This is a genomic window from Oceanisphaera sp. (genome assembly GCF_052084945.1).
Taxonomy (GTDB): domain Bacteria; phylum Pseudomonadota; class Gammaproteobacteria; order Enterobacterales; family Aeromonadaceae; genus Oceanimonas.
Genome location: NZ_JBQDEX010000017.1, coordinates 17,979 through 29,062, shown reverse-complemented (window position 1 = coordinate 29,062; position 11,084 = coordinate 17,979). Strand labels below are relative to the sequence as shown.

The window sequence follows — 11,084 nt, the reverse complement described above, 5'->3', positions numbered from 1 at the left end:
AAATAAGCGCGTTTGCATAGATGTCATTTGTCGTTGAATTAGCTGTTATGAGTCAGCAATCTACCAGCCACGGTGTCAATTTGTAGAGTTATCTTGGCGGAAGTTGCGCAGTAAAAGGGTAATACCGGCATCGCCTGTCGGAGAACGTGCAAATGTGCCTAGTTTGGATTTTAAGGTTTGAGATCTCTGTTCGGCATCTTCTGATCATTCAGCGTATTTCGTCCAATGTTGGCAGCGGCAGAACGGGCGTTTTATCTGATACCCACGGAGTACGCAGGTAAGTTTTTACTCTTACTTTAAGCTCATAACAAGGCCAATCACAAACGCCAGCAAGCTGGCTGGACTCGCTACGCTCGCCTGTGTTGGCGGCGTTAACTGGCTCGTTTGGTTAAGCCCTTTTTCCAGTTTGAAGCAATAAAGTCTTCAGGCAGTTTTGCTTGCCGCGTCGAATTCAAGCATCGATTGAAAGATCTTAGCTTCATCTTGGTGTTTTCAGTAAAGTTAGGCGATCACTTGCAGTCTTTGGACTTATGACTTTTTTCGGCCTTGGTTCGCCGTGCTCATAGCAGCATTAGCAGCTCGCCAAGTTAACAAGTCGCCCAAGTCGGACGCTCGTACCTCGCGCCGCTTGGCTCAAGCGTTATATTCCACCCAGCTTCAACCCAGCTTCTCGGCGACAAGCTTGCAATAGTTTTGTAACTGAATTTTCGCAGCGTATGGTTCTTGCTATAGCTACCGAACCTATAAGCATTGCGGTTATTGATAAAATGTCATCTTCATCGCAATCTACATAGCTAATAGCGTATTCCAAAATTGCTTTGTTCATACCATCATAGACCTTTGCATAGGTTGCTCTTGTTTCTTCATTTTGCATGACTATATCCGTGGCCAAGAATGCAAGCGGACACGGGTATTCACCCCGTACATGTTCCAAACTAAGGTATCCATCAAGCAGTAGGCATAACCACGCCTTATCGGTGGTACCATCTGGCTTAAGTTCGGCAAGCTTAGTACCATTGGCTGCAAATTCTAACGACTCACGATACAACTCCGCCTTGCTGTTGAAGTGTGCATAAAATGCCCCTCTGGTGAGCCCGCAATCTTTCATCACTCCGTTCACAGTAACACCATCAAAGCCTTTGATTGTGAATAGCCTGAATGCGCTTTCGAGAATCCGTCTACGAGTGTTTTCCTTATGTTTTTTTGTGTATGGCATGAGTTCCTATGCGTTTATATTTTAATATGATCTGTATCATATATTATATCTAGCTTAATATGCAGCCTTAACTTAAATTGGTAAATGTAAGCAATGGTTATATTTAACGGAGGTGATGAGTTGAGTAAAATAAAAGGTGGTTGTCATTGTGGTGCTGTTACTTGGGCGTTTTCTTTGCCGATAAAGACTGTCGTTAAGTGTCATTGTAATAATTGCAGAAAGTTGCAGGGTAGTGATTATAGCTCTTGGGTTGTGGTGCCTCAGTCGCAGTTTGAAGTGCTTTCTGGTCAAGATGTAGTTTCTTTATATAAAGCAAACGAGACATCTAGCAAGTCATTTTGCTCAACTTGTGGCTCAGCAGCTTACTTGGTAAATGGTAAGCACTTTCCAGGAAACTTTGTATTGCCACTTGGTGCCGTCAATAACTATGCAAACGAACTTGTGCCGCAAATCCAAGTTTATACAACAGACAAAGCCGCTTGGGTAAACTTGCATGAAGATGAGCCTGTATTTAGCTAAAAAATATAACAAGGCCAATCACAAACGCCAGCAAGCTGGCTGTACTCGCTACGCTAGCCTGTGTTGGCGTCGTTATATTCCTCTCTTATTCCGTATTTTATCCGTACAAATTGAATGAGCTTTAAGGGTGTACTATACTCTTTAAAGTTACGGAATAGATCCGTACGTAGGAGGAACTATGGCAACGGCACGTTTAGATATCCGCCTTGATGAAGAGATCAAGGCAAAAGCCGAAAAAGCATCGGCTTTACTTGGTTTAAAAAGTCTCACTGAATATGTTGTGAGACTTATGGACGAAGATGCGACTCATGTTATTGAGGAGCATGAAAGTATTATGGTGAAAGACAATGTCTTTGACGAGTTTATGGCTGCGTGCAATCAAGCAAAAGCACCGAATCAAGCTTTGCTTGAAGCTGCCAAGTTTACAGATGAGAGTAGTATTAAGTGAGTTGGGGTAAAGAGTTCATAGAGCTTAGTAAGTCAAAGCATGATCGCAACTCATTTGACTGTGGTGAGCAAGAGCTAAACACCTTTATCAAAACTCAAGCGGTAAAGCATATGCAGGCAGGTATTAGCCGAACAATGGTTTTACCTAGTGCTCAACCACTGTTAAATCAAAAATTTGCTATTTGTGCATTTTATAGTGTTGCACCGAGCTCAATCAGCCGAGAAACATTACCAGCACAATTAGCTAAGAAACTTCCTAGGTATCCAATTCCTGTTTTTCTTTTGGCTCAATTAGCTGTGCACAAAGAGTTTCATGGCTCTGGGCTTGGAAAGGTTAGCCTAATTCGAGCACTGAAGTACTTGTGGGAAGTGAATCACCATATGAGGGCATACGCAATTGTTGTGGACTGTCTGACTGATTCCGCTCAAGCGTTTTATACGAAGTTCGGCTTTGAAGTCTTGTGCGAACATAATGGGCGTATTCGTATGTTCTTACCAATAAAAACGGTAGAACAGCTTTTTAATCAATAGGCTTCGAATATCACAAAGCATTCAAGTTTATTAGCCGACGTTACTGATGGCCATCATGCTCTTTTATACAAAAGCCCTGTGCATTAAGCGCAGGGCTTTTTTTGTGCCCGTTATTATGCTGCGGCTTTTCGCTTGTTATCACAGAGCAGCCAGTAGACGAGGGCAGATAAGAGGGCGCAACCACTCATGGTGCTCAGCATATATAAAGGCGAGGTGTCTGGCAGTGCCGACACAAAAGCTGCTGCCAGTGCCGCAGTGCCAAAGCGCAAGGTGCCGGCGAGTGAAGAGGCAGTACCGGCTAAATTGGGTAAGTTGTTGAGTAAGCTTGCCATGCTATTACTGCCTATGGTGGAAATGACCCCGACATACATCATAATGGGCACCACCACAGACCAAAGGCCTAGGCCAAGTAAAGGGCCGAGCGGCATTAGTAAGCCGGCTAATAATTGCAAGCTTAGAGCCAAGCGCAGCATAGTGCGTGAGCCTAAGCGGCGTACCCAGCGCCCATTAAGGGTGGTAAAAAGCATCAGGCTTATCACATTAAGGCCAAATAAATAGCCAGTATGTTGAGCAGACACTCCATAAATATCGATATAAATAAAAGAAGCGCCGGTTAAAAAGGCAAACATACCCGCAAAGGAAAAGGCGCCACATAACATATAGCCTAATGCTATAGGGCTACAGAGCAGGCGAACATAACTGCGCAATATAGAGGCTAAATGCAAAGGTTGGCGTCGAGCTAAGGGCAGGGTTTCGGGTAATTTAAGGCTGCTAAAGATGGCAACCAGTACCGTGATGCCCGTCAGCACCCAAAAAATAGACCGCCACCCAAACCAGTGGGCTAAGTGCCCACCCAGCATGGGGGCAATTAATGGTGCCAGCGTCATCACCAGTGTGATGTAGGCCATGGTGCGCGCAAAGTTTTCTCGATTAAATAGATCACGTACTAAGGCTTGCACTACCACGGCCGAGGCTGCGCCGGCAAAGCCCTGTGCGCCGCGTAGCCAAGTGAGGCTTTCTACGCTGGTAGCCATGGCACACAGCATGGCGGCGATAGCAAATACCAGCATGCCCCCTAATAATACGGGGCGTCGGCCTTTGGCGTCTGATAAAGGGCCAAACAGTAATTGACCCAATGCAAAGCCGCCTGTGTATGCGGCAAGGGTTGCCTGCACTCGGTGTGAGTTAGTCCCTAGTGTGTCGGCAATGGCTGGCATTGCGGGCAGGTACATATCAATGGCCAGAGGAGTTAAGCCCGACACAGCGCCTAATAAAATAATTAATGGCAGTGTGGCGTTGGTTGCTGCTTGGGGAGAAGATGGCATGGTGCAAAGGTTTCCTATAGGTAAAGCTTGTCTCCTTTAGCGTACAACTAAGCACTCAATCCTTGTACTTGGTGACAGAGTATAAACGATGCATGCTGAAATAGAGACATTTAGTGTTTGCTGTAACAAGGCTTCTTGGGTCTGTCGTGCTTGCAACCAAGGTCAAATAATAATACTGTATGTATATACATGAAAGGGGTGGGTTATGGCAGTTGAAATACAGTATCTTGTAGTAAGAAACGGAATCGAGAAAATGACATTTACTAATAAAAAAGAAGCTGACGCCTATGATCGTCTGCTTGATTTAGCCGAACATCTAGATGAGGTATTAGCGGATGCGCCTATTAGTTTAAATGAGCATGATCGCGAATCATTAGCACTGTATTTAGCAAAAAATCAGGCATTGTTAAGCGGGCCGAAAAAGAAACCAGTGAAAAAAGCCAATAAAGCGGCGTCGGCTAATGGTAATGCCACGAGCACTGAGCAAGCAGCGACCGTGGCTGATGGTGGCGATAAGGTCACTGCCATAGCCTAAGCAATGCCGTTATAAGCACTTAATTGTGACCACATAATACGCGATAGACTTCATCAATGGAGTCTTGCTGTTGTTTGGCGTACAAGTCACATTCATCTAATACTGGGCAACCCAAGGCGTGTTCAAAGGCGGCTTGACTGGCGCTTTGTTGGTATTGACGCTGCGGTTGGTCTCCTAAATTAGATTGAAAAATGCCCGCAGCACTCACAGGTAAAAAGTCTTCATAAATAATTGGGGTAGCCCTTACCCAACCTTGGTCTATGAGCGAGGCTAACGAGTCACTTGCACTTAAGCTGCCTGCTTGTTCTTGCCCAGCTTGGGTGACTTGATAGCGAAAGTAGCCCAGTTGTTGGGTACGCAAACTGAGCTCATCATCGGGAAACTCTGCAAAAATATCGGTGAGTTGCGCTTGGTGCTTATGATTATTTTGTTCAGCCGCGGCCAAGGTGTGACGAGCACGACTGAGTAATTCATCATACAGCACTCGCCCCTTAGGCGTTAATGCCATGCCTCTTTGTTCTACCTCGCCAAAACGTGCACTGTGAGTGCCCGGCTGGGCCTGAGTTTTCTTGGTATCTTCCCCCACAAACAGCACTGGCTCTTCTAATGCTTTAAAACTGGTTTGGCGCAATAGAATCGGGCAGCGTCGACGGGGAGGGCCTTCAATAATGGTTTTAGGTGTCATGCCATAAGCGGGCATTTTTTGTTGTACCGCGTCTATATCTAGGGTTCTGGGTGTTAGGTGGTTGATATGAGGGCCATTAAAGCAAACCACATCTGCCAGCAGCGGGTGTACTGTATTGAACTGCTGATAGGTGGCTAAAGACACACTTGCGTGCTGTTGCCAACGAAACGTCTCAAGTATTTCACTCACAAATTGATGGGCTTGCGCTGTGCTTAAATGGCCTACAGACTCGGCCTGACTGAGCAGTAAGCGCGCTTTTGCAGTAAAAATATCTCGCTTCGCTAACAGGCTTTGTGCCTGCTCTCTGAGTTCGCTGTCTTCTATAAGATCGAGTCTGAGGAGTGAGGTGAAAATACGAAACGGATTTTTTTGCAGTGAATTCTCATCTATGGGGCGAAAGGCGGTGGAATGCACCGGCACCCCCGCCGAGGATAAGTCGTAATAGCCCACAGGGTACATGCCCATTAAGGCAAACATACGGCCCAGCATATTTAACTCTTCCGCCGTGCCCACTCTAATCGCCCCATGGCGCTCTAGGTGTAATCTGTCTTGCTCATTATTAAGTGCGACCTGAGCGGCTATGTCAGGCTCGGTGTGCAGTGTGTGCTGATTTATCTCTTCTACCAGTTGTACTAGGGTGGCGTATTGGGGAACTTCTTGCTGATACATCTGTGACATAGCATCAGAAAAAAGGGTGCGAATATCGTCAGCAGATAAAGAAAAGTTCAAAGCCATAGCGTGATCATCCTTTATGCGAGCGTTGTTAACCAAAGACCTGTCTTGATACTGTAGCTATCTGAGATATTTTTACCAACTTTGCCTGTGCCAGTCGGTGTGATGAGTCTGCCCTAACTAAAGATAAACCGCCGATAACAGTATTGTGCTTTGATTATGTAATAATGATATAGATCAATATTATTTAATAATAATCAATAACTAAGGAGCAGTATTGATAATGGATATTATCCTGATCTTGGGGTTAACTTTGTTGGCAGGGATGGCCATGCCAGTGGGGGCTTTTATTGCCAGTAAAGACCATGTATGGCCCAGCTGGCTAGAAGATGAGTTTCGCCACGGTGTGGCCGCCTTTGGCGGTGGCGCCTTGTTGTCGGCGGTAGCCTTGGTGTTAGTGCCAGAGGGCACGGCTAAGTTATCTTTGCTAAGTGCTGTGTTGTGTTTTGTCGGAGGGGGCATGGCATTTATGGTGCTGGATATTGTGCTCTATAAACTCAATACGCCTGCCAGTCAGTTAGCGGCTATGTTGGCCGACTTTATTCCTGAATCTTTGGCGCTTGGGGCTGCATTTGCATTGGGTGGTATGGGTAATGCGTTATTGCTGGTCATGTTAATGGCGCTGCAAAATATGCCTGAGGGCTTTAATGCTTATCGAGAATTAGGTGTTTCGGGTCGGTTTAATGGCGGCAAAATTATTATTATTTTTGCGCTAATGGCTTTGCTAGGCCCAGTTGCAGGGCTGTCTGGATATGTGTGGCTAGCGGATGCGCAAACCTGGGTGGCGGGCATTATGCTGTTTGCTGCCGGTGGCATTTTATATTCGGTGTTTCAAGATATAGCTCCACAAGCGGTATTAGAAAAGCATTGGGCACCGCCCATGGGGGCGGTACTAGGCTTTGTGCTGGGAGTGGCAGGGCACATGTTGGTTTAATCACCTAGGCAATAAAGCGGACGGACTAAGATAAATCAGTCAGAAGTGAGGGGGCTAAGTTGTGAGTGTTGCTCTTGTCCCCTAACACCTCACCCTTTATCGATTTCTACTTTCGACGTCTGTGGGCCGTTCGCGATGGTTGAGTACTTCAGGAACCGTTTCAAGGTGATCAGCTTCAAACAAGGTTTCTAACTCGGTGCGAGCTTGGCGCGCGGTTTGAAACAGGGCGGCCTCGTCATCGTAAAATTCATGCTGTTGTTTAAGTACCCGCTCGTCATGTTCACGAAATCGCTGTAAGCGAGCCTCTATTTGTGCTTCTTTTAGCCCTAAGCCTTGTAGCACCTGGCGGCTCATTTCAAGGCTTGAATGAAAGGTTTCACGTATAGGGGTGGCACCTAAATCCCATAATTTATGTACATGCTGGCGGTTACGTGCGCGGGCAATAACATGCATGTGAGGGTAGCGTTTGCGAATGGCCTGTGCAGTGTGCAAATTAATGTCTGGATCGTCTGTTGCCACAATAAAAAATTCAGCTTGCTCGGCCCCGGCACTGCGCAACACGCCTGCGCGCAGTGGATCGCCATAATAAATGGCAATATTGTCGAGGCTGCGGGTAATGCTAATAGTGTCGACCTCGGTTTCAAAGGCAACAAAGGGTACCCGTTGGGCGCGCAATACCCTAGCCACAATTTGCCCCATGCGTCCCATGCCAATGATAACGGCGCGCGGATGATGATCGTCCACCTCTTCATATTCAGGCGGCACCTTGGGGGTGACGGGGGCGTGCGTTAGTCGGTGTGATAACAGCAATAAAATGAGAGGGGTGAGTGCCATCGACAGTGTAATGGCCATTACGAGCATGTCGTGCAGCTCTGCATTAAACAGAGTATTGTCTTTGGCTAACCCAAATAATACAAAGGCAAACTCACCGCCTGCAGCCAATAATAGCCCTAGTTTAAGGGCGCTGAGTGTATCTAATTTGCCGATTAGGCGGCCTACCACAAACAGTAGCGGAAGTTTGAGTGCCAATAACAGTAATGCTAAGCCGATAATAATGACAGGGTGTATCAATAACAGGCCTAAATCGGCACTCATGCCTACGCCAATAAAGAACAAACCCAGTAGTAAGCCCTTAAAGGGTTCTAACTGTGACTCTAGCTCGTGGCGATACTCTGAATCAGCTAGCAGCATGCCGGCTAGAAATGCTCCCAGCGCCATCGAAACATGGGCCCACTCCATTAGCCAAGCGGTACCCATTACCACTAACAGGGCGGTGGCGGTAGACACTTCTTGCAGGCCAGTTTTGGCCACAATACGAAACACCGGCCGTAGTAAATAACGCCCACCTAATACCACCAAGCTAATGCTGGCGGCAATTTGTAATAAATGCGATCCACCTTCGCCAGAGCTCACTTGTGCTGTGCCTAAGGCGGGCACTAACGCGATTAAGGGGATGGCGGCAATGTCTTGAAACAGTAATATAGCAAAGGCTTGGCGGCCATGGGCGCTGCTCATTTCTTTGCGCTCAGCCAGCAGTTGTAGGCCCATAGCAGTGGAGGATAACGCCAGCCCAAAGCCAAGTATAAGCGCAGCCTGCCAGGGTTGTTCAAACCATTGCCAAGCTCCCAGTGCCAGCAATGTTCCCGTTAGCATTACTTGTGCTAAGCCTGCCCCAAATACGGCACGGCGCATTACCCATAGTCGACGTGGTGATAATTCAAGGCCGATAATAAACATCAGCATTACCACCCCAAGCTCTGAAAGTTGAGAGATCCGCTCTGGCTCTGTGATCAGCCCCAGTACTGAAGGGCCAATCAGCACACCGCCTAATAAGTAGCCAAGTACTGCCCCTAACTTTAGGCGCTTAGCAAATGGCACCATGAGCACGGCGGTCAGCAAAAAAATAACGCTGGCATGAAGTAAGCCACCGGTCTCAGACATTATAACTCCTAGGGATAAGGCGATAACAAAGGGTTATTTAGAGTGTCGCACGTGGCTATAAAAAAAGGAATACAACATACACAGCGAGTCGCTGCCAGCTAACAGTACGGGTATGTACTGTTGGTTTTGTGTTTTTCTGACGGCTAATAGCTTATTACTGACAGCTGTTAAGGGTGTCTACCACTTTCTTTAGCGCAGGGAGAATGTCAAAATAGTGTTTTTATTGATGAGGCTGATAGGCTTGGACGACGACAGCACGCTTTCTGCTTTGCCATCAACGCCCCCCGGTGTTGAGCAAGCAGGCCCTTCATTGGTCGAACTCTTTACCGAACAAGGCCCTCTGGCAAGCGCCATTGAGGGCTTTAAACCCCGACAAGCACAAGTAGATATGGCGGCGGCCGTCACGCAAGCGCTTCATGACAAGCAGCCGTTAGTAGTAGAAGCGGGTACCGGTACAGGTAAAACCTATGCTTATTTGGCACCGGTATTGGCGGCGGGTAAAAAAGTGGTGCTGAGTACGGGCTCCCGTAACCTACAAGAGCAGCTGTTTCATCGTGATTTACCGACCTTGGTTAACGCCATGGCTTATCATCATCCGGTGGCTTTACTAAAAGGGCGCGCTAACTATCTATGTATAGAGCGCTTAAATCTGCTAAATGACAGCGTACCGCATTTATCTGAGGCAGGATTGGCGGACTTGCAACGGGTACGCCGTTTTAAGCCCATGACCCACAGCGGTGATATTGGTGATATTCCAGGGTTAGCCGAGCGCAGCGAAGTATTGCCCTTAGTGACGAGCACTAACGACAATTGCTTGGGTCGAGAATGCAGCCATTATCAAGACTGTTACTTGGTAAAAGCGCGTGCTAATGCGATGGAGGCACAGGTGGTGGTGGTAAACCATCATTTATTTTTTGCTGATATGGCGGTACGTGATACGGGATTTGGTCAGCTGATCCCTGATGCCGATGCGTATATTTTAGATGAAGCCCATCAGCTGCCTGATATTGCCGGTCAATATTTTGGCCAAAGTCAGTCTAGTCGTCAGCTCTTAGACTTGGCGCGTGACTTACGGGTTGCACAAAAAGTAGAAGCCAAAGACATGGCGCAAATAAGTAAGGTGGCCGATCAGATAGAGCGTTATGCCCAAAATTTACGGCTTGCCTTTGGTTACGAGAATCAGCGGGGACAGTTACGCCCCATGCTCGCCAAGCCCGAAGTGGATTATGCCCTAGCGCGCTTAAATGAAAGTTTGGCCTTTTGTTATGAGGTACTTAAACTTTCGCTGGGGCGCGGTGAACAGCTTGATCAATGCTTTGAGCGCTTAGTGAGCGTGCGCACGCAATTAGAGGCCGTAACCAAAGTAGAAGAAGACGGGTATTCATACTGGTTTGAAAGCACACGCTTGCATATTAGCTTTCATAAAACGCCGTTGTCGGTTGCTGAGCGTTTTTCCACTGAATTGGCTAAAGAAGCAGTGAGTTGGATCTTTACCTCGGCGACCTTAGCGGTAGGTAACAGCTTTCATCACTTTTGTACTGATATGGGTCTCTCACATGCGCGTACTTTGCAATTAGACAGTCCGTTTGATTACTCCCGCCAATCACGATTATGTGTGCCCCGTTATTTACCGCCTACTCATGCTCAGCAAAGAGGGCGAATGCTTGCTGAAACACTGACTGACACATTAGCTGCAGTACCGGGGGGAAGCTTCTTTTTATGCACCAGTTATAAGGTGATGAATGAGGTGGCACAGGTGTTACGTCTGCGCTTAGATCGCACCGTATTAGTACAAGGCGAAGATAATAAAGTACGATTATTAGAGCGTTTTAGCCAAGATGGTCGTGCCATTTTGGTGGCCACCAGTAGCTTTTGGGAAGGCATAGATGTGCGTGGTCATGCGTTACAATGTGTGATCATTGATAAACTCCCCTTTAGTGCGCCGGACGACCCTCTGTTAAGTGCGCGTCTAGAAGATTGCCGCCGTAAGGGCGAAGACGGTTTTGCTAAGGTACAACTTCCTAAAGCTATTATTACCTTAAAACAGGGCGTAGGGCGCTTGATCCGAGATGTGGCCGATAGAGGCGTTTTGGTGATCACCGATGATCGCTTAGTGAACCGAGCCTATGGGGCCGATTTTATTAGTAGCCTACCTGCTATGCCGCGAACGCGCAGTTTGCAGCAGGTGGCCGAATTTTTATCAACGCTGGAGTAATACC

The 11,084-nt window shown here is 47.2% G+C and carries 10 protein-coding genes; 6 read left to right on the top strand and 4 right to left on the bottom strand.

What is annotated here, in order from left to right:
* Window positions 1–640: 640 nt before the first annotated feature.
* Window positions 641–1,216 carry a TetR/AcrR family transcriptional regulator gene (locus tag ACTHY5_RS03050; RefSeq protein WP_441876188.1) on the bottom strand — a complete coding sequence of 192 codons (576 nt, stop codon included), beginning with the start codon at window positions 1,214–1,216 and terminating at the stop codon, window positions 641–643.
* Between the two features lie 120 nt (window positions 1,217–1,336).
* Here ACTHY5_RS03050 and ACTHY5_RS03045 point away from each other — a divergent pair, with 120 nt between their 5' ends.
* The 3 genes from ACTHY5_RS03045 to ACTHY5_RS03035 all read left to right on the top strand — a co-directional run bounded on the left by ACTHY5_RS03045 (window position 1,337) and on the right by ACTHY5_RS03035 (window position 2,713).
* Window positions 1,337–1,735, top strand: a complete 399-nt coding sequence (locus tag ACTHY5_RS03045) for a GFA family protein (protein ID WP_441876185.1) — start codon at window positions 1,337–1,339, stop codon at window positions 1,733–1,735.
* A gap of 178 nt (window positions 1,736–1,913) precedes the next feature.
* Window positions 1,914–2,183 (top strand): type II toxin-antitoxin system TacA family antitoxin, encoded by a 270-nt coding sequence (locus ACTHY5_RS03040; RefSeq protein WP_441876182.1) that lies wholly within the window; start codon window positions 1,914–1,916, stop codon window positions 2,181–2,183.
* Window positions 2,180–2,713: a GNAT family N-acetyltransferase gene (locus ACTHY5_RS03035; protein WP_441876179.1), complete on the top strand. Its 534-nt coding sequence runs from the start codon at window positions 2,180–2,182 to the stop codon at window positions 2,711–2,713. Before ACTHY5_RS03040 ends, ACTHY5_RS03035 begins: the two co-directional genes overlap by 4 nt.
* A 113-nt stretch (window positions 2,714–2,826) precedes the next feature.
* On the opposite strand, the gene ACTHY5_RS03030 is transcribed toward ACTHY5_RS03035, so the two are convergent.
* The gene (locus ACTHY5_RS03030) at window positions 2,827–4,038 is read right to left on the bottom strand and encodes a Bcr/CflA family multidrug efflux MFS transporter (RefSeq protein ID WP_441876176.1); all 1,212 of its coding nucleotides are present in this window, start codon (window positions 4,036–4,038) and stop codon (window positions 2,827–2,829) included.
* A 205-nt stretch (window positions 4,039–4,243) separates the two neighbouring features.
* On the opposite strand from ACTHY5_RS03030, the gene ACTHY5_RS03025 reads away from it, so the two are divergent.
* Window positions 4,244–4,573 carry a YebG family protein gene (locus tag ACTHY5_RS03025; protein WP_441876173.1) on the top strand — a complete coding sequence of 110 codons (330 nt, stop codon included), beginning with the start codon at window positions 4,244–4,246 and terminating at the stop codon, window positions 4,571–4,573.
* 19 nt (window positions 4,574–4,592) lie between these two features.
* Here the strand turns inward: ACTHY5_RS03025 and hglS are convergent, their stop codons facing one another.
* Window positions 4,593–5,993, bottom strand: a complete 1,401-nt coding sequence (gene hglS, locus ACTHY5_RS03020; protein ID WP_441876171.1) for a 2-oxoadipate dioxygenase/decarboxylase HglS — start codon at window positions 5,991–5,993, stop codon at window positions 4,593–4,595.
* A gap of 220 nt (window positions 5,994–6,213) precedes the next feature.
* Here hglS and ACTHY5_RS03015 point away from each other — a divergent pair, with 220 nt between their 5' ends.
* A complete protein-coding gene (locus ACTHY5_RS03015; protein ID WP_441876168.1) occupies window positions 6,214–6,924 on the top strand; it encodes a ZIP family metal transporter in 711 nt (236 codons plus the stop codon).
* 96 nt (window positions 6,925–7,020) lie between these two features.
* Here ACTHY5_RS03015 and ACTHY5_RS03010 read toward each other — a convergent pair whose 3' ends face one another.
* Entirely contained in the window at window positions 7,021–8,865 is a 1,845-nt protein-coding gene (locus tag ACTHY5_RS03010; protein WP_441876165.1) for a monovalent cation:proton antiporter-2 (CPA2) family protein, read from the bottom strand.
* Window positions 8,866–9,175: 310 nt separating this feature from the next.
* Between ACTHY5_RS03010 and ACTHY5_RS03005 the strand changes: the two genes are divergently transcribed.
* A complete protein-coding gene (locus ACTHY5_RS03005) occupies window positions 9,176–11,080 on the top strand; it encodes an ATP-dependent DNA helicase (protein WP_441876189.1) in 1,905 nt (634 codons plus the stop codon).
* The last annotated feature ends 4 nt before the right edge of the window (window positions 11,081–11,084 follow it).

What these genes read in the sequence shown, in the direction of transcription:
- hglS (WP_441876171.1), bottom strand. Translation starts at nt 5,993, where the DNA reads ATGGCTTTGAACTTTTCTTTATCTGCTGACGATATTCGCACCCTTTTT.
- ACTHY5_RS03025 (WP_441876173.1), top strand. Translation starts at nt 4,244, where the DNA reads ATGGCAGTTGAAATACAGTATCTTGTAGTAAGAAACGGAATCGAGAAA.
- ACTHY5_RS03050 (WP_441876188.1), bottom strand. Translation starts at nt 1,216, where the DNA reads ATGCCATACACAAAAAAACATAAGGAAAACACTCGTAGACGGATTCTC.
- ACTHY5_RS03030 (WP_441876176.1), bottom strand. Translation starts at nt 4,038, where the DNA reads ATGCCATCTTCTCCCCAAGCAGCAACCAACGCCACACTGCCATTAATT.
- ACTHY5_RS03010 (WP_441876165.1), bottom strand. Translation starts at nt 8,865, where the DNA reads ATGTCTGAGACCGGTGGCTTACTTCATGCCAGCGTTATTTTTTTGCTG.
- ACTHY5_RS03040 (WP_441876182.1), top strand. Translation starts at nt 1,914, where the DNA reads ATGGCAACGGCACGTTTAGATATCCGCCTTGATGAAGAGATCAAGGCA.
- ACTHY5_RS03015 (WP_441876168.1), top strand. Translation starts at nt 6,214, where the DNA reads ATGGATATTATCCTGATCTTGGGGTTAACTTTGTTGGCAGGGATGGCC.